Here is a 21,434-nt window from a genome sequence, read left to right as displayed (position 1 = left end):
CGGAATACATGGTGCCGACACACATTGTGGCGCTTGAGGAATTCCCGCTGACCTCGTCGGGCAAGCTCGACCGCAAAGCCCTGCCGGAGCCGGAGTACCAGGACGTGGATCGTTACCGCGCCCCGGCCACCGCGGCCGAGGAAATCCTGGTGGGCATCTACGCCCAGGTGCTCGGGCTGGAGCGGGTTGGTGTCGACGATTCCTTCTTCGACCTGGGCGGGGACTCGCTGTCGGCGATGCGGCTGATCGCCGCCGTCAACGCCAGCCTGAACTCCGACCTCGGCGTGCGGGCCGTGTTCGAGGCGCCCACGGCTGCCGAACTGGCGTTGCTGGCCGGCGGCGAGGCCGATCGACCGGAGCCGTTGGTGGCGGTGGAGCGCCCGGCGGTCATTCCGCTGTCGTTCGCCCAGACGCGGCTGTGGTTCATCGACCAATTCCAAGGACCGTCACCCATTTACAACGTCACCGTGGCGTTGCGGCTGAGTGGCCGGCTGGACACCGGTGCGCTGGCCGCGGCGCTCGCCGACGTCGTGGGTCGCCACGAAAGCCTGCGCACCGTGTTTGCGGCGGCCGACGGTATCCCGCAGCAGGTGGTGATTCCCGCCGAACAGATCGGCTTCGCCTGCGACGTCGTCGATGCGCGCGGCTGGTCGGAGGACCGGTTGCGTGAGCGCATGTCGGCGGCGGCCCAGTACGCGTTTGACCTGTCAAGCGAAAGCCCGCTGCACACAGAGCTTTTTACCGTCAGCGACGACGAGCACCTGTTGGTGGTCGCGGTGCACCACATCGCCGCCGACGGCTGGTCGATCACACCGTTCGCGCGTGACCTCGGGGTGGCATACGCCAGCCGGTGCGTGGGGCATGCCCCCGACTGGACGCCGTTGCCGGTGCAGTATGTCGACTACACACTCTGGCAGCGCGCATATCTCGGCGACGTGGACGACAGAGACAGCCGCATCGCCGCGCAGCTCGACTTCTGGGCGGACGCCCTGGCCGGGCTGCCCGAACGCCTGCAGCTACCCATCGACCGGCCCTACCCCCAGGTCGCCGACCACCGCGGCGCCCGCCTGGCGGCCGACTGGCCGACGGAGCTGCAGCAACAGGTGCAGCGGGTAGCCCGCGAGCACAACGCGACCAGCTTCATGGTGATTCAGGCGGCCTTTGCCGCGCTGCTGTCCAAGATCAGCGCCAGTAACGATGTGGCCGTGGGCTTCCCGATCGCCGGGCGCTCCGAACGCGCGCTCGACGAGCTGATCGGGTTCTTCGTCAACACCTTGGTGCTGCGCGTCGACGTGGCAGGCGATCCGACGTTCGCCGAGCTGCTGGCCCAGGTGCGCCAGCGCAGCCTGGCCGCCTTCGAACATCAGGACGTGCCCTTCGAACTGCTGGTGGAACGGCTCAACCCCGCCAGGAGCATGGCCCATCACCCGCTGATCCAGGTGCTCTTGGGCTGGGAGAACTTCCCCGGTGAGGTCACCGCGCCCGCGGGCGGATTGGCCCTGGGCGATCTGCAGGTCACCCCGATGCCGTTGCACACCAACACCGCTCGCATGGACCTGACCTTCTCACTGGCCGAACGCTTCACCGAGTCCGGTCAGCGTGCGGGCATCGCGGTGACGGCCGAATATCGCACCGACGTATTCGACGCGGGGACCGTCGAGGCGATGATCGAACGGCTGCAGCGGCTCTTGACCGCCGTCACCGCCGAGCCGGGGCGGCGGTTGTCCTCGGTGGATCTGCTCGACACCACCGAGCACGCCCGACTGGCGAAGTGGGGCAACGAGGCGGTACTGGCCGAGCCGATGGAACCGGTGACGGTTGCGGGATTGTTCGCCGCGCAGGCGGCCCGCACCCCGGATGCGCTGGCGCTGACGTTCGAGGGCCGGTCGATGACCTACCGCGAGCTTGATGAGGCGGCCAATCGGTTGGCGCGTGTGCTGGTCGAGCGCGGCGCGGGCCCGGGTGTGTTTGTGGCGCTGTTGTTTTCGCGGTCGACCGAGGCGATCGTGTCGATCCTGGCGGTGCTCAAGTCCGGGGCGGCGTATCTGCCGATCGACCCCGCGCTACCGGCGGCTCGGGTGGAGTTCATGCTCACCGACGCCACCCCGAGGGTCGCGATCACCACCGCAGCGCTGGCCGACAGGTTCGACGGTTTCGACTTGGTGGTCATCGATGTCGATGACCCGGCGGTAGCGGCCCAGCCCAGTACCGCTTTAGCGGTGCCGGCGCCAGACGATGTCGCGCACATCATCTACACGTCGGGCACCACGGGTGTGCCCAAAGGTGTTGCGGTCACCCAACATAACGTCGCACAGCTGTTCGATGACTTGCGACTCGGTTTCGAGTTGTCGGCCGAGCAGGTGTGGACCCAGTTCCACTCGTATGCCTTTGACTTCTCGGTGTGGGAGATCTGGGGGGCGCTGCTGCATGGCGGGCGCCTGGTGGTGGTGCCCGGCTCGGTGGCGCGCTCACCGGAGGAGTTCCATGCCCTGCTGGTGCGCGAGGGTGTCACGGTGTTGACCCAGACCCCCTCGGCGGTGGGTTTGTTGCCGACCGATGGCTTGGATTCCACGGCGTTGGTGATCGGGGCGGAGCCGTGTCCGCCCGAGCTGGTGGACCGTTGGGCGCCGGGCCGGGTGATGGTCAATGTGTACGGCCCAACCGAAACCACCATGTGGGCCTGCAAGAGTGCGCCGCTTCAGGCCGGATCGGGGTTCCCCCCGATCGGGTCGCCGGTCACCCGTGCGGCGTTCTTCGTGCTCGACGAATGGCTGCGTCCGGTGCCGGCCGGGGTGGTGGGCGAACTGTATCTGGCCGGCCAAGGCGTCGGCGTCGGGTATTGGCGCCGCCCCGGGCTGACGGCATCGCGGTTCATGGCCTGCCCGTTCGGCGAGCCCGGCACCCGCATGTATCGCACCGGCGACCTGGTCTGCTGGGGCCCCGACGGGCAACTGCGCTACCTCGGGCGTGCCGACGAGCAGGTCAAGATTCGGGGCTACCGCATCGAACTCGGCGAGATCCAGGCGGCGCTCTCCGCTCTCGACGGGGTCGAGCAGGCCGTCGTCGTCGCCCGCGAGGACCGCCCCGGCGACAAACGTCTGGTTGGTTACGTCACCGGGTCGGCAGACCCGGGCAAGGCACGCGCCGCGCTGGCCGAGCGGCTCCCGGGCTACATGGTCCCCGCGGCGGTGGTGGTGCTCGATGCGCTGCCGGTGACGGTGAACGGCAAGCTCGACACCCGCGCGCTGCCCGCCCCTGACTACCGGACCGTCGACAACTACCGCGCCCCGAGCACCGCGGTCGAGGAGATCCTGGCCGGCATCTACGCCCAAATCCTGGGCGTCGAACGGGTCGGGGTCGACGACTCGTTCTTCGACCTGGGTGGCGATTCGCTGTCCACCATGCGCCTGGTCACCGCGATCAATTCCGCGCTGGAAAGCGACCTTCCGGTGCGCGCCGTCTTCGAGGCGCCCACCGTTGCGCAGTTGGCGCCGCGCATCGTGCAGAGCGCGGCCGGCCTGGAGCCGCTGGTGGCCGGGGACCGGCCCGCGGTGGTCCCGTTGTCGTTCGCGCAGAACCGGTTGTGGTTCATCGACCAATTCCAGGGCCCCTCACCGCTGTACAACATGGCGGCGGCGCTGCGGCTACGCGGACAACTCGATGCCGAGGCCCTCGGTGCTGCGCTGGCCGACGTGGTGAGTCGCCACGAAAGTCTGCGTACCCTGTTCCCGGCGCACGGGGGAACACCCCAACAGGTGGTGTTGCCCGTCGAGAGCACCGAATTGGGCTGGGACGTCGTCGACGCCGCCGCTTGGTCGGCGGACCAGCTGGACGACGCCATCAAGGCGACGACACGCTACACGTTTGATCTGGCAACCGAAATCCCCATGCGGGCAAGGCTTTTCGCGGTCGATGAGGACGAGCACCTGCTGGTCATCGTGGTGCACCACATCGCCGCGGACGGCTTGTCGCTCACCCCGTTGGGTGCCGACCTGAGCGTGGCCTACACCAGCAGGTGTGCCGGACAGGCCCCCGGATGGGCCGAATTGCCGGTGCAATACATCGATTACACGCTGTGGCAGCGTGCCCAATTCGGCGATCTCGAGGACAACACCAGCCGCATCGGTACTCAGCTGGCCTACTGGGAGAACGCGCTGGCCGGAATGCCCGAGCGGCTGCAGTTGCCCACCGATCGGCCCTACCCGCCGGTGGCCGACCAGCGCGGCGACAGTGTGGTCGTGGACTGGCCTGCCGAACTGCAGCAACAGGTTCGCCGACTGGCCCGCGAACACAACGCGACCAGCTTCATGGTGGTGCAGGCCGCCCTGGCGGTGCTGTTGTCGAAGATCGGCGCGAGTTCGGATGTGGCGGTGGGCTTCCCGATCGCCGGGCGGCGCGACCCCGCGCTCGACCAGCTGGTCGGCTTCTTCGTCAACACCCTGGTGCTGCGGATCGACTTGGCCGGCGACCCCAGCTTCACCGAACTGCTGGAGCGCGTACAGGCGCGCAGCCTGGCGGCGTTCGAGCACCAGGACGTGCCGTTCGAGGTGCTGGTGGAGCGGGTCAACCCGACCCGAAGCCTTACACATCACCCGCTGGTGCAGGTGATGCTGGCCTGGCAGAACTTCGCCGGGCACGACGATCCGGCCGCAGGCCTGGCGCTGGGCGACCTCGAGGTCACCTCCGTGCCGGTGCAGGACGAGTCGGCCCGCATGGACCTGGTGTTCTCACTGGCCGAGCGCTGGAGCGCGGCCGGTGAAGCCGCCGGCATCGGCGGACGAGTGGAATTCCGCACCGACGTGTTCGACGCGGCCACCGTTGAGACGCTGATCGCCCGGTTGCAGCGGGTATTGACGGCGATGACCGCCGATCCCACGCATTTGTTGTCGTCGGTGGATCTGCTCGGCGAGGCTGAGCGCGCCCACCTGGAAGAGCTTGGAAACACGGCCGTCCTGACCGGGCAGGCGAGCGCACCCATGTCGGTGCCCGAATTATTCGCCACGCAGGTCGCCGACGCGCCGGAGGCCGTGGCGCTGGTGTGCGAGGGGCTGTCGGTGACGTACCGGGAGCTGGACGAGGCCTCGAACCGGTTGGCGCATTTCCTGAGGGCGCAGGGCGCCGGTCCGGGACAGACTGTGGCACTGCTGTTTTCGCGGTCGGCCGAGGCGATCGCGTCCATTCTGGCGGTCCTCAAGACCGGGGCCGCCTACCTGCCGATCGATCCCTCCTCGCCGCAGACCCGGATCGAGTTCATGCTCGGCGACGCGAAGCCCGTCGTCGCGGTCACCACCGCCGATCTGGCCGAGCGGCTCGACGGCCACGGGGTGACCGTCGTCGACGTCAACGATCGACGCATCGACACCCTGCCCGAAACCGGTCTGCCGCTGCCGTCGCCCGACGGTGTCGCCTACCTGATTTACACCTCGGGCACCACCGGTGTCCCCAAAGGCGTTGCCATCACACACCGGAACGTGACTCAACTGCTGGGATCGCTGGATGCCGGCCTGCTGGCCGCGGGCGTGTGGTCGCACAGTCACTCGTTGGCGTTCGACGTCTCGGTGTGGGAGATCTTCGGCGCGCTGCTGCGCGGCGGGCGGCTGGTCGTGGTGCCCGAATCGGTCGCGCGTTCACCGCAACACCTGCACGACGTCCTGGTCGCCCAGGAGGTCAGCGTGTTGACCCAGACTCCGTCGGCGGTGGCGATGCTGTCGCGCGAGGGCCTGGAGTCGGTGTCGCTGGTGATGGCCGGCGAGGCTTGCCCGGCCGAGGTGGTGGACCAGTGGGCGCCCGGACGGGTGATGGTCAATGCCTACGGCCCGACCGAGACCACCATGTGCGTGACCATCAGCGCGCCCCTGGCGCCGGGGTCGGCGGCCAACGGGCCGGTACCGATCGGGTCCCCGGTGCCGGGGGCGGCGCTGTTCGTGCTCGACGAGTCGTTGCGGCCGGTACCGCCCGGCGTGGTCGGTGAGCTGTACGTCGCCGGATCCGGGGTGGCCGCGGGATATGTCGGGCGGCCCGGGCTGACCGCGTCGCGGTTCGTCGCCTGCCCCTTCGGCGGAGCCGGAACCCGGATGTACCGCACGGGCGACCTGGTGCGCTGGAACGCCGACGGGCAACTGCAGTACTTCGGCCGCGCCGACGAGCAGGTCAAGGTCCGCGGTTACCGCATCGAACTCGGCGAGATCCAGTCCGCGCTGAGCGGACTCGACGGCGTCGACCAGGCGGTCGTGATCGCCCGCGAAGACCGCCCCGGTGACAGGCGTCTCGTCGGTTACGTCACCGGCGGCGCGGATCCGACCTGGGCGCGCACGGCGCTGGCGGAACGGCTGCCCGCCTACATGGTCCCGGCGGCCGTGATGGCGCTCGACGCACTTCCGTTGACCGCCAACGGCAAACTCGACACGCGCGCCCTGCCGGCGCCCGAATACACCGCCGGTGAATACCGCGCCCCGGAAACCCCGACCGAAGAGATCCTGGCCGGCATCTACGCCGAGATCCTCGGCGTCGACCGGGTCGGCATCGACGACTCCTTCTTCGACCTCGGCGGCGACAGCATCTCCGCGATGCGCCTGATCGCCGCGATCAACGCGAGCCTGGACGCCGACCTTGCCGTGCGCGTCGTGTTCGAGGCGCCCACCGTTGCCCAGCTGGCACCCCGGCTAGGCGAGGGTGGAAGTGGACTGGAGCCGTTGACGGCCGGTGAGCGGCCCGCGGTCGTCCCGTTGTCGTTCGCGCAGAACCGGTTGTGGTTCCTGGATCAATTGCAAGGGCCCTCACCGGTTTACAACATGTCGGCCGCGTTGCGGTTGGACGGTCAGCTCGATGCCGATGCGCTCGGTGCGGCACTGGGCGACGTGGTGGCCCGCCACGAGAGCCTGCGGACCCTGTTCGCAGCCCCCGAGGGGACACCACAGCAGGTGGTCATGCCGGCGGGGCAGGCCGATTTCGGCTGGGAGGTTGTCGACGCCAGCGGCTGGTCGGCGAGCCAGCTCGAGGAGGCGATCGGTGCCACGGCTCGCTACACCTTCGACCTGTCGGCCCAAATCCCGTTGCGGGCAGAGCTTTTCCGGCTCCGAGACGACCAGCATGTGTTGGTGGCCGTGGTGCACCACATCGCCGCCGACGGCATGTCCATCACCCCGCTGGTGCGTGACCTGGGGGTGGCGTATGCCAGCAGGGCCGCCGGACGCGACCCCGACTGGACGCCCTTGCCGGTGCAGTACGTCGACTACACGCTGTGGCAACGTGCGCAATTCGGCGACCTGGACGACGGCAACAGCCGCATCGCCGCCCAGCTGTCCTACTGGGAAGAAGCCCTGACCGGGATGCCCGAACGGGTGCAGCTGCCCACCGACCGGCCCTACCCGCTGGTGGCCGATCAGCGCGGCGCCACCGTGGAAATCGACTGGCCGATCGAGCTGCAGCAGCGCGTCGGGGAGGTGGCTCGCCACCACAACGCCACCAGCTTCATGGTGATCCAAACCGCGCTGGCGGTGCTGCTGTCCAAGATCAGCGCCAATCCCGATGTGGCGGTTGGCTTCCCGATCGCCGGCCGGCGTGACCCAGCGCTCGAGGAGCTGGTGGGCTTCTTCGTCAACACCCTGGTGCTGCGGGTCGACGTCGCGGGTGACTCCACCTTCGCCGAGGTGCTGTCCCAGGTGCGCCAGCGTGCCCTGGCCGCCTACGAGCACCAGGACGTGCCGTTCGAGGTGCTGGTGGAGCGGCTCAACCCGGCCCGTAGCCTGAGCCATCATCCGCTCGTTCAGGTGATGCTGGCCTGGCAGAACTTCGCCGGGCACGACGCCGGCCCCGCAGCAGGGTTCTCCCTGGGTGACGTCGACGTCACGCCGATACCGGTCGACACCCAAACCGCCCGGATGGACCTGACCTTCTCGCTGGGCGAGCGCTGGAACGAGGGGGGTGAGCCCGCCGGCATCGGCGGCACCGTCGAATTCCGCACCGACGTGTTCGACGTGGCCAGCATCCAGGCGCTGATCGGTCGGCTGCAGCGGGTGCTGCTTGCGCTGACCGCCGATCCCGCCCAAGCGTTGTCGTCGGTCGATCTCCTCGACGACACCGAACACGCCCGACTGGATGAGTTCGGCAACCGCGCGGCGCTGAGCGGATCGGCGGCCCAAACCGATTGCATCCCGGCGCTGTTCGCCGCGCAGGTGGCCCGCACCCCCGATGCCGTGGCGCTGGTCTGCGACGGCCACTCGTTGACCTACCGCGAGCTGGACGAGGCGTCCAACCGGTTGGCGCACCTGCTGACCGGACGCGGCGCGGGCCCGGGAAAGACTGTGGCGCTGCTCTTTTCGCGGTCGGCCGAGGCGATCGTGGCCATCGTGGCGGTGCTCAAATCCGGCGCGGCCTACCTGCCGATCGACCCGGCACTGCCCGAGTCCCGGATCGGCTTCGTGCTCACCGACGCCGCGCCGATCGCCGCGATCACCACCGGCGATCTGAGCGACCGGCTCGACGGCCACAACGTCGCGGTCATCGATGTCGAAGATCCCGCCATCGACACCCAGCCCGCCACCGCATTGCCGTCGCCGCGGCCGGAGAACCTTGCCTACCTGATCTACACCTCGGGCACCACCGGTGTTCCCAAAGGCGTTGCGGTCACCCATCGCAACGTCACCCAGCTGCTGGCGGCCGGGGACTCGGGACTGCCGCGCACGGGCGTGTGGTCGCAATGGCATTCACTGGCCTTCGACGTCTCGGTGTGGGAGATCTTCGGCGCCTTGCTGCACGGCGGCCGGTTGGTCGTGGTGCCCGAATCGGTGGCGCGCTCACCGGAAGACCTGCACGCGTTGCTGGTGGCCGAACAGGTCAGCGTGCTCAGCCAGACCCCGTCGGCGGCCGGTGCGCTCTCACCCGCGGGACTCGAGTCGGTCACATTGGTGGTGGCGGGGGAGGCCTGCCCGGCCGAACTGGTGGACCGGTGGGCGCCGGGACGGGCGATGATCAACGCCTACGGCCCGACCGAAGCCACGGTGTACGCCGCCGTCAGCGCACCCCTGGAGGCCGGGTCTCCCGGTGTGGTGCCGATCGGCTCCCCGGTGCCGGGCGCGGCGTCGTTCGTGCTCGACGAGTGGCTGCGGCCCGTGCCCCCGGGCGTCGTCGGCGAGCTGTACGTGGCCGGCGCGGGCGTGGCCTGCGGCTACTGGCGACGGTCCGCTTTGACCGCATCGCGTTTCGTGGCGTGCCCGTTCGGCGACTCCGGATCGCGCATGTACCGCACCGGCGACCTGGTGCGCTGGCGTGCCGACGGGCAGCTGGACTACCTGGGCCGCGCCGACGAGCAGGTCAAGATCCGCGGCTACCGCATCGAACTCGGCGAGGTGCGCGCGGCACTGGCCTGGGTGGACGGCGTCGAGCAGGCGGTCGTCGTGGCCCGCGAGCACCGCCCCGGTGACAAGCGCCTTATCGGGTACGTCACCGGCACCGCCGACCCGGCCGCGGTGCGTGCCGCGCTGGCCGAGCGGCTGCCGGGCTACATGATCCCGACGGCCGTGGTGGTGATGCAGGCCCTGCCGCTCACCGCCAACGGCAAACTCGACACCCGCGCCCTGCCCGCACCGGACTATCAGGACGCCGACCGGTATCGCGCCCCCGACAACGCCATTGAAGAGATTCTGGCCGGAATCTACGCCCAGGTGCTCGGCCTCGAGCGGGTCGGCGTCGACGACTCCTTCTTCGACCTGGGTGGCGACAGCATCTCGTCGATGCAGGTGGTGACGCGGGCGCGTGCGGCGGGCCTGGTGTGCAAAACACGCGACATCTTCGTCGAGCAGACCGTGGCCCGGCTGGCCCGGGTGGCCGAAGTGGTCGACGCCGAAACCGCGGTGGCCGATGAGGGCCTGGGGCCGGTGGTGGCCACCCCGATCATCCGTTGGCTGCAAGACGTGGAAAACGCCGGCGGACACGTCGATCAGTTCAACCAGACGATGCTGGTGCAGGTCCCCGCGGCGGTCACCGAGGCTGACGTCGTCACGGTGTTGCAGGCCCTGCTGGATCGCCATGCCATGCTGCGGCTGCACGTCGGCAACGACGACGCCACCGGCTGGTCGTTGACGGTGCCCGAGCCGGGTTCGGTGGATGCCCGCGCGTGCCTGCACGCGGTGGACGAATTGTCCGACGCCGCGGTCATCGAGGCGCGGTCGCGGTTGAACCCCGCCGCCGGTGTGATGCTCAGTGCGGTGTGGGCGCGCGCCGGCCGTCAACTGGTGGTGATCGTTCACCACCTGGCCGTCGACGGCGTGTCCTGGCGAATTCTGTTGCAGGACTTGAACATCGCCTGGGCGCAACATCACAGCGGGCAGCCCGTGGTGCTGCCGACAGTGGGCACCTCGTTCGCGCGGTGGTCGTCGCGGCTGGCCGAGCATGCGCACCACCCGGACGTGGTGGGTCAGGCCGACACCTGGAAACAGGTGGCGGCCACGCCCGCGGCATTGCCCGCGATACGCCCCGACGTGGACACCTTCGCCACGGCCGGCCACCTTTCCATGGAACTGGACGCCGAGACCACCGGCATGCTGCTCGGTGACGTGCCGGCGGCGTTCCACGCTGGCGTGCAAGACATTCTGCTGATCGCGTTCGGGCTGGCGTGCGCGGAATTCGCCGGCAGCCCAGGCGCACCGATCGGCATCGACGTCGAAGGCCACGGGCGTCACGAGGAACTGGGGCGCGACATCGATCTGTCCCACACCGTGGGCTGGTTCACCACCAAATACCCGGTTTCCCTTGCGGTGCAGGGCGTCTCCTGGGCGCAGGTCACCACGGGCGGCGCCGCGTTGGACGCGGTGCTCAAAGACGCCAAGGAGCAGCTGCGGGCCCTGCCGGACCCGCTGAGCTACGGACTGCTGCGCTACCTGAACAGCGACGTAGACCTGGACGCCTCGGACCCGCCGATCGGCTTCAACTACCTGGGACGCCAGGGCGGTGCGGCCGAGCTCACCGACGACATGTGGCGACCCGAGCGGAACGGCTGGTCGGTGACCCGCGCGGCCACCGCGATACCCATGCCGCTGATGCACACCGTCGAGCTGAACGCGGTCACCGTCGACTCCGACGGTGGACCGCGGCTACACGCCAACTGGACCTGGGCGCCGTCGGCGCTGAACGACGAGCAGATCACCCGGTTGGGTCGGTTGTGGTTTGAGGCCCTGGCCGGCATCTGCGCCCATGTGCGTTCCGGTGGCGGTGGCTTGACCCCGTCGGACATCCTGCCCGCCCGGCTCAGCCAACAGCAGATCGATCAGCTTGCGCGGCAACACAATATCGCCGACGTGCTGGCGCTGACCCCGGTCCAGCAGGGACTGCTCTTCCACGCCAACACCGCCGGGGCGAGCGACGATCTGTATGCGGGACAGCTGGACATCAGCATCGCCGGTCCGCTCGACCCCGATCGCCTGCGCGACGCGGTGCAGACGATGATCGGCCGGCATCCCAACCTGGTGGCCCGGTTCTGCGACCAGTACGACGAGCCGGTCCAGATCATCCCGGCTGACCCCGCGGCGTCCTGGCAGTACGTCGAGCTGGACGGCGACGCCGACGCGGATGCGGAGATTCAGCGGCTGTGCGCCGCCGAGCGCGCCGCGGTCTGCGGCGACCTCGCCGGCCGACCCCCCTTCCGGGTCGCGCTGCTGCGCACCGCACCCGAGCGCTATCGCCTGGTGCTGACCAACCACCACATCGTGCTCGACGGCTGGTCGATGCCGATCCTGCTGGGGGAGATCTTCGCCGGCTACTACGGCCAGCGCCTACCGGCGACCGCGCCCTACCGCAGCTTCGTCGACTGGCTGGCCGAGCGTGACCTCGACGCCGCCCGTGCGGCCTGGGCCGAGGTGTTCGCCGGCTTCGACGCACCGACCCTGGTCGGCCCCCAGGACCGGACGGAGCTCGGACAACAGAGCGTCGAGTCGTTCGCGCTGCCGGCCCAGCTCAGCCAGGCCATCACCGACCTGGCCCGCTCCTGCCACACCACCGTGAACACCGTGCTGCAGGGCGCGTTCGCGCAACTGCTGTGCGGTTTGACCGGCCAGGGAGACGTCGTCTTCGGCACCACGGTGTCGGGCCGGCCCGCCGAAATCGTCGGCGCGGAGAACATGGTGGGTCTGCTCATCAACACGGTGCCGGTGCGGGCGAACATCACCGCCACGACCACCACCACCGAGCTGCTCGACCAGCTGCAAGGTGCCTACAACCACACGCTGGACCACCAGCACCTGGCGCTCAACGAGATCCACCGCATCACCGGCCAGGACCAGTTGTTCGACACCCTGTTCGCCTACGAGAACTATCCGATCGACGCCAGCGCGTTGTCGGCCGACCAGGAGCTGGCCGTCACCGACATCACCACCCGGGAATCCACCCACTACCCGCTGACGGTGCAGGCCCAGCCCGGCCAAGAGCTGCGCCTGCAGGTCGAATATGACACCGACGTCTTCGACGCGGCACGGATCGGGACGCTGATCGAGCGGTTGCGCCGCGTGCTGGTCGTCATGACCACCGACCCGGCGCGACGGTTGTCATCGATCGACGTGCTCGACGACGCCGAACACGACCGGCTGGACGGCTGGGGCGACCGGGCCGTGCTGACCCAGCCCGCCACTGCGACGTCGATCCCGGCGCTGTTCGCCGCGCAGGCGGCGCGCAGCCCGCGGTCCGCGGCGGTGACCTTCGAGGGCCGATCCATGAGCTACCGGGAGCTCGACGAGAAGTCGAACCGGCTGGCGCAGATGCTGATTGGCCTTGGGGTGGGCCCCGGCGAGTCCGTGGCGTTGCTGTTCGGGCGGTCGGCCGACGCGATCGTGGCCATCCTGGCCGTGCTGAAAACCGGTGCGGCCTACCTGCCGATCGACCCGGCCCTGCCGGCGGCCCGCATCGAGTTCATGCTCACCGACACCGGGCCGATGGCCGCGATCACCGTCGCCGCGCTGGTGGACAAGCTGGACGCCCACGACCTGATCGTCATCGACATCAACGACCGCGCCGTGGCCCGCCAACCCCGCACGGCCCTCCCGGCACCGGCCCCCGAGCACGTCGCGCACATCATCTACACGTCGGGCACCACGGGTGTGCCCAAGGGCGTGGCGGTCAGCCACCACAACGTGACCCGGATGTTCGACGCGCAGGCCGTGGGCGTGGAGCTGTCGGCGGATCAGGTGTGGACCCAGTTCCACTCGTATGCCTTCGACTATTCGGTGTGGGAGATCTGGGGTGCGCTGTTGCATGGCGGCCGGCTCGTGGTGGTGCCCGATTCGGTGGCCCGCTCACCGATGGAATTCCACGCCCTGCTGGTCGCGGAGAAGGTCACCGTGTTGAGCCAGACCCCGTCGGCGGTGCGGATGCTGTCGCCGCAGGGCCTGGAGTCCGCGGCGCTGGTGATCGGTGCCGAGCCCTGCCCGCCCGAGCTGGTGGACCGCTGGGCGCCCGGGCGCACGATGGTCAACGTCTACGGCCCCACCGAAGCGACGATCTTCTCGACGATGAGCACCCCGTTGGCCGCCGGCTCGGGGGCGCCGCCGATCGGCTCGGCGGTGCCCGGTGCCGCCTTGTTCGTCCTGGACGGGTGGCTGCGCCCGGTGGCGGCCGGAGTGGTCGGCGAGCTCTATGTTGCCGGTCGCGGCGTGGGATACGGGTACGTGCGCCGCGCAGGGCTGACCGCGACACGATTCGTGGCCTGCCCCTTCGGTGAGCCCGGATCGCGCATGTATCGAAGCGGGGACCTGGTGTGCTGGGGTCCCGACGGCCAATTGCAGTACCTGGGCCGCGCCGACGAGCAGGTCAAGATCCGCGGCTACCGCATCGAAGTCGGTGAGGTGCGCTCGGCCCTGGCGGCGCTCGACGACGTCGACCAGGCGGTCGTCATCGCCCGCGAGGACCGGCCCGGCGACAAGCGCCTCGTCGGCTACATCACCGGCTCCGCGGATCCCGCACACGCCCGCGCGCAGCTGGCCGAGCGCCTGCCGGCCTACATGGTGCCGGTGGCGGTGGTGGTGCTCGACGCACTGCCGATGACCCTCAACGGCAAGCTCGACATCCGTGCCCTGCCGGCACCCGAATACTCCGCGGCCGGGTATCGCTCGCCGACCACCCCCACCGAGGAGATCCTGGCCGGCATCTACGCCCACGTGCTGGGCGTCGAACGCGTCGGCGTCGACGACTCCTTCTTCGACCTCGGCGGCGACAGCATCTCGGCGATGCGGGTGATCGCGGCGGTCAACAGCGCCATGGATGTCGGCGTTCCGGTGCGCGTCATCTTCGAGGCGCCCACCGTTGCCCAGCTGGCACCGCGCATCGGTGAGGACACCGGCCGGCTGGACCCGCTGGTGGCGGGTGAGCGTCCGGCGGTGGTCCCGCTGTCCTTCGCCCAGAGCCGGCTGTGGTTCCTGGACCAGCTGCAGGGACCGTCCCCGGTCTACAACATGGCGGCGGCGATGCGGATGCACGGACGCCTCGATGTCCAGGCGCTGGGAGCGGCGCTGGCCGACGTGGTGGCCCGCCACGAAAGCCTGCGCACGGTGTTCGCCGCGACCGAGGAAACCCCCCAGCAGGTGGTGATCCCCATCGAGCGGGCCGATCTCAGCTGGCGGACCGTGAACGCCCGCGGCTGGTCGGCGAGCCGGCTGCGCGAGGCCATCGACGCCGCGGCCCGCGAAACCTTCGACCTGGCCACCCAGATCCCGTTGCGCGCTTCGCTTTTCCACATCGCCGACGACGAACACGTGCTGGTGGCCGTGGTGCACCACATCGCCGCGGACGGCTGGTCGCTGCGCCCACTGGTGCGCGACCTGGGAATGGCGTACGCCAGCCGGTGCGCCGGACGGGCCCCCGACTGGGAGCCGCTGGCCGTGCAATACGTCGACTACACGCTGTGGCAGCGCGCCCAGTTCGGCGAGCTCGCCGACAGCGGCAGCCGCATTGCCGCGCAGCTGGCCTACTGGCAGGACGCGCTGGCGGGGATGCCGGAGCGGTTGCAGCTGCCTACCGACCGTCCCTACCCGCAGATCGCCGATCAGCGCGGGGCGGCCGTCGAGGTGGACTGGCCGGCCGACCTGCAGCAGCAGGTCGCGGGGCTGGCCCGCGAGTACAACTCCACCAGTTTCATGGTGGTGCAGGCCGCCCTGGCGGTGCTGCTGTCGAAGATCAGCGCCAGCACCGACGTGGCGGTCGGGTTCCCGATCGCCGGCCGGCGCGACCCCGCGCTCGACGACCTGGTCGGGTTCTTCGTCAACACCCTGGTGCTGCGCGTCGACCTGGCCGGCGACCCGAGCTTCGCCGAGCTGCTGACCCGGGTACGCACACGCAGCCTGGAGGCCTTCGAGCACCAGGATGTGCCCTTCGAGGTGCTGGTCGAGCGGGTCAACCCGACCCGAAGCCTGACGCACCACCCACTGGTGCAGGTGATGCTGGCCTGGCAGAACTTCGCCGGACAGGACAGCGATCCCGGCGCCGGGCTGGCCCTGGGCGACGTGCAGGTCACGTCGATACCGCTGGACACCCAGGTCGCCCGCATGGACCTGGTGTTCTCGCTGGCCGAACGGTGGGCCGAGGACAACGAGCCCGCCGGGATCGGCGGCCGGGTGGAGTTCCGCACCGACGTGTTCGACACGGAGACCATCCGCGCGCTGATCGGGCGGCTGCAGCGCGTCCTGGAGGCGATGACGGCCGATCCCACCAGCGCGCTATCGACGGTGGATCTGCTCGACCAGCGCGAGCACGCCCGCCTGGACGACCTCGGCAACCGCGCCGCGCTGACCGCACCCGCGACGACGGACGCGTCGGTCCCGGCGTTGTTCGCCGCACAAGCGGCGCGCACCCCCGACGCGGTGGCGCTGCGCTGCGACGACCGCTCGTGGACCTATCGCGAACTCGACGAGGCCGCCAACCGGCTGGCCCACCGCCTGGCCGGCTTCGGCGTGGGCCGCGGCGAGCGGGTGGCGCTGCTGTTCCCCCGTTCGGCCGAGGCGATCGTGGCCATCCTGGCGGTGCTCAAGGCCGGGGCCGCGTATCTGCCGATCGACCCGGGGCTGCCGGCGGAGCGCATCGCGTTCATGCTCGCCGATGCCGCGCCGATGGCCGCGATCAGCACCGCCGAGCTGGCCGAGCGGCTCTATGGCCACCACGTCGCCGTCATCGACGTCAATGATCCGGCCGTCGACACCCAGCCGTCGACCGCATTGCCGACGCCGAGCGCCGACGACATCGCCTACCTGATCTACACCTCGGGCACCACGGGTGTCCCCAAAGGCGTCGCGGTCACGCACCGCAACGTCGCGCAGCTGCTGGCCTCCGGTGATTCCGGCCTGCCGCGCGAGGGCGTCTGGTCGCAATGGCACTCGCTGGCCTTCGACGTCTCGGTCTGGGAGGTCTTCGGCGCGCTGCTGCAGGGCGGGCGCCTCGTGGTGATCCCCGACTCGGTGGTCCGGTCGCCGGAAGACTTCCACGCGTTGCTGGTCGCCGAAGAGGTCACCGTGATCAGTCAGACCCCGTCCGCGGCGGACGTGCTGTCTCCCGAGGGGCTTCAGGCCGCGGCGCTGGTGGTGGCCGGTGAGGCCTGCCCGACCGAACTGGTCGACCGGTGGGCACCCGGACGCGTGATGATCAACGCCTACGGCCCCACCGAGGCGACGGTGTACGCGGCGGTCAGCGCCCCACTGCAGGCGGGATCGCCCGTAGTGCCCATCGGCTCCCCGGTCCCGGGGGCCGGCGTGTTCGTGCTGGACGAATCCCTGCGACCGGTGCCGCACGGCGTGGTCGGTGAGTTGTACGTGGCCGGCGGCGGCGTCGCGGTCGGCTACTGGCGCCGGGCCGAATTGACCGCATCGCGGTTCGTGGCCTGCCCGTTCGGGGCGCCCGGATCGCGGATGTACCGCACCGGGGACCTGGTTCGCTGGGGCGCCGACGGTCAGCTGCAGTACCTCGGCCGCGCCGACGAGCAGGTCAAGATCCGCGGCTACCGCATCGAACTCGGCGAGGTGCGCTCGGCGCTGGCCGCGCTGGACGGCGTGGAACAGGGTGTCGTCATCGCCCGCGAGGACCGCCCGGGCGACAAGCGACTGGTCGGCTACGTCACCGGGGGAGCGGACCCGGTCGAGATCCGCACCCGGCTGGCCGATCGCCTGCCGGCCTACATGGTCCCGACGGCCATCGTGACGCTCGAGGCGTTGCCGTTGACACCCAACGGCAAGCTCGACGTGCGGGCCCTGCCGGCACCCGAGTACCGCGACGTCGACCGGTATCGCGCCCCCGGCACCCCGGTCGAGGAGATTCTGGCCGGCATCTACGCCCAGGTCCTGGGCGTCGACCGGGTCGGTATCGACGATTCCTTCTTCGACCTGGGTGGGGACAGCATCTCCTCGATGCAGGTGGTGACCCGCGCGCGGGCGACCGGCCTGGTGTTGCGGACGCGCGACATCTTCACCGAGCAGACCGTGGCCCGGCTTGCCCGCGTGACCGCAGTGACCGACGGCGAGTACGGCGTGGCCGACGAGGGCGTCGGGGAAATCTCCGCCACACCGATCATTCGCTGGCTACGCAGCGTGGACGGTCCCGTCGATCAGTTCAACCAGACGATGGTGGTGCAGGCGCCCGCCGACGTCACCGAGGCCGATGTGGTGACGGTATTGCAGGCGCTGCTGGACCGGCACGCCATGCTGCGGCTGCGTGTCGATGACGACGCCGACGAGTGGTCGCTGCAGGTGCCCGAGCCGGGATCGGTCGACGCGGCCCAACGCGTGCACGCGGTCGACCAGCTGTCCGACGCGGCGATCATCGCGGCGCGGTCGCGGTTGAACCCGGCCACCGGGGTGATGCTCAGCGCGCTGTGGGTGGCCTCCACCGGCCAGCTGGTGCTGATAATTCACCACCTGGCCGTCGACGGGGTGTCCTGGCGGGTGCTGCTGGAGGACCTCAACATCGCCTGGGGCCAGCATCACCACGGCCAACCGGTCGGGTTGCCCCCTGGCGGAACATCGTTCGCCCGCTGGGCGACGCTGCTGGCCGAGCACGCGCAAACACCGGTCGTGGTCGAACAGGCCGACGCCTGGCGGCAGGTCGCCGCGACGCCGCCCGCCCTCCCGGCGGTGCGGCCCGAGGTCGACACCTACGAGACCGCAGAGAACATGTCGGCGACGCTGGACGCGAAGACCACCCGCACGCTGCTCGGTGAGGCGCCGGCCGCGTTCCACGCCGGCGTCAACGACATCCTGCTGGTCGGTTTCGCCCTGGCCTGGGCCGAGTTCCTGGGCCCCGACGTTGCTGTCGGCTCGCCGATCGGCATCGATGTCGAAGGCCACGGCCGCCACGAGGAACTGGCCGCCGGAGTGGACCTGTCGCGCACGGTGGGCTGGTTCACCACCAAATACCCGGTGGCACTGAACGTCGGCGGGCTGTCCTGGGCGCAGGTCACGTCCGGCGCGCCGGCCCTGGGCGCGCTGGTCAAGGACGCCAAGGAGCAACTGCGCGCGCTGCCCGACCCGCTCACCTACGGCTTGCTGCGCTACCTGAACACCGACGTCGACCTGGACGGCGCCGACCCGACGATCGGGTTCAACTACCTGGGCCGGCTGGGCGGCGCGGCGGCCGAACTCTCCGACGAGCTGTGGCGAATCAGCCCGGACGGCTCGACGGCCACCGCCATCAGCACCGCGGTTCCCATGCCGCTGATGCACACAGTGGACCTCAACGCGGGCACCATGGATACCGCGGACGGCCCGCAGCTGCACGCCAACTGGACGTGGGCCGCCTCGGCGCTGGACCGCGAACAGGTCGCCCGCCTGAGCCGGTTGTGGTTCGAGGCCCTGGCCGGCATCTGCGCGCACGTGCGCCACGGCGGTGGCGGGCTGACGCCGTCGGACATCGTCCCGGCGCGACTGGCCCAGCCCCAGATCGACCAGCTCGAGCGGCGACAGCGGATCGCCGACGTGCTGCCCCTGACCCCGCTGCAGGAGGGGCTGCTCTTCCACGCCAGCACCACGCGCGGGGGTGAGGACCACCTGTACGTGGTGCAGCTGGACCTCGACCTGACCGGCCCGCTGGACGGGAACCGGCTGCGCGACGCGATGCACACCGTCGTCAGCCGGCACCCACACCTGGTGGCCCGATTCTGCGACGAGTTCGACGAGCCGGTCCAGATCATCCCGGCGAATCCCGCGATGGCCTGGCGGTACCTCGAGATCAAGCCCAACGGCCACGAGCCCGAAGAGCAGATCCAGCGACTGTGCGCCTCCGAGCGCGCCGCGGTCTACGACCTGGCCGAGCAGCCGGCCGTCCGCGCGGCGCTGATCCGCACGGGCGACGACCGGCACCGGCTGGTCCTGTCCATTCACCACATCGTGCTCGACGGCTGGTCGGTGCCGATCCTGCTGAACGAGACGTTCGCGTGCTACACGGGCCAGCGGTTGCCCGCGCCCGCGCCGTATCGCAGGTTCGTCACCTGGCTGGCCGACCGCGACCTCGACGCCGCGCGCGCGGCGTGGGGCGAGTTGCTGGACGGCTTCGACACCCCGACGTTGGTCGGGCCGCCCCACCAGCTGGAACTCGGCGGCCGCGGCGTCCAATCGTTCGCGCTGTCCGCGGAGGTCACTCACGCGCTCAGCGAGCTGGCCCGCTCCAGCCACACCACGGTCAGCACCGTGCTGCAGGCCGCGTGGGCGCAGCTGCTGGCCTGGCTGACCGGACAGCACGACATCGCCTTCGGTACCACCGTGTCGGGCCGGCCGGCCGAGGTCGTCGGCGCCGAATCGATGGTCGGTCTGATGATCAACACCGTCCCGGTGCGCGCTCGCATGACTGCCGCGACCACCACGACCGACCTGCTCACCCAGCTGCAGCACGGTCACGCCGACACGCTGGAACACCAGCACCTGGCGCTGAGCGAGATCCACCGGATCACCGGTCACGAGAAGCTCTTCGACACCCTGTTCGCCTACGAGAACTACCCACTGGACACCTCGGCGATGGCGGTCGACTACGAGCTGGCGATCGCCGGTGTCAACATGTTCGAGCGCAACCACTACCCGCTGACGATGCAAGCCGCCCTGTCCGGCCCGGAACTCGGCCTGCGGGTGGAATACGACACCGGCGTCTTCGACACGCACACCATCGAGGCGCTCGGCGAGCGGCTGGAGCGGGTGCTGCTCGCGATGACGGACGATCCGGACCGTCCGCTCTCGTCGGTGGACCTGCTCGGCGCGCCGGAGGGCATCCGCCTGGCCGAGATCGGTAACCGCGCGGTGCTCGCCCGGCCGGTGTCCGCACTGCCGTCGATTCCCGCGATGTTCGACGCGCAGGTCGCCGACCGGCCGGATGCTGCGGCGATCAGCTGGGGCAGCACGTCGATGACCTACCGGGAGCTGGACGAGGCCGCCAACCGGCTGGCGCACCTGCTCGTCGAGCAGGGTGCGGGTCCGGGAGAGTCTGTGGCGCTGCTGTTCTCGCGGTCGGCGCAGGCGATCGTGGCGATCCTGGCGGTGCTCAAGACCGGGGCGGCCTATCTGCCGATCGACTCGGCGGCGCCGGGCAGCCGGATCCGCTTCATGCTCGACGACGCCGCGCCGGTCGCCGCCGTCACCACCGGGGGGCTGCGGTCGCGGTTGAACGGCTCCGACCTGACGGTCATCGATATCGAGGACCCACGGATCGAGAACCGCGCGGGCGGACCGCTGCCGGCACCCCCGGCCGACGGCATCGCCTACGTCATTTACACCTCGGGCACCACCGGCGTCCCCAAGGGCGTTGCGATCACCCACCGCAACGTGACGCAGCTGCTGGGATCGCTGGATGCGGGTCTGCCGGCCGCGGGAGTGTGGACGCAAAGCCACTCGTACGCCTTCGACGTCTCGGTGTGGGAGATCTTCGGTGCGCTGCTGCGCGGCGGGCGGCTGGTCGTGGTTCCCGAGTCGGTGGCCCGCTCGCCGAAAGACTTCCACGCCCTGCTCGTCGCCAACGAGGTCACCGTGTTGACGCAAACCCCGTCGGCGGTGGCGATGTTGTCGCGCGAGGGGTTGGAGTCGGTGTCGCTGGCGGTGGTCGGTGAGGCCTGTCCGGCCGAGGTGGTGGATCGGTGGGCGCCGGGCCGGGTGATGGTCAATGCCTATGGGCCGACGGAGACCACGATGTGTGTGGCGATCAGCGCCCCGCTGGCGCGGGGATCCGGGACGCCGCCGATCGGGTCGCCGGTGGACGGCGCGGCCCTGTTCGTGCTCGACCCGTGGTTGCGGCCGGTGCCCACCGGTGCCGTGGGCGAGTTGTATGTGGCCGGCGACGGGGTGGCCGCGGGGTATGTCGGGCGGCCCGGGCTGACGGCGTCGCGGTTTGTGGCGTGTCCGTTCGGGGGTCCGGGATCGCGGATGTACCGCACCGGCGACCTGGTCCGGTGGGGCCACGACGGTCAGCTCGAGTACCTCGGGCGGGCCGACGAG

1 protein-coding gene (running past one end of the window) is annotated in these 21,434 nt (G+C 70.1%); it reads left to right on the top strand.

Annotation, left to right across the window (positions count from 1 at the left end; translation table 11 throughout):
* Positions 1-21,434: part of a non-ribosomal peptide synthetase coding region (locus tag A5782_RS12835; RefSeq protein ID WP_082942906.1), annotated on the top strand (this coding region is incomplete at both ends). The annotated region extends 6,000 nt beyond the left edge of the window; the window shows 21,434 of its 27,434 annotated nt.

Source organism: Mycobacterium sp. 852002-40037_SCH5390672 (assembly GCF_001665875.1).
In the GTDB taxonomy this organism is placed as follows: domain Bacteria; phylum Actinomycetota; class Actinomycetes; order Mycobacteriales; family Mycobacteriaceae; genus Mycobacterium.
The sequence above is the reverse complement of the archived record's forward strand: the minus strand, read 5'-3'. Positions and strand labels throughout refer to the sequence as shown.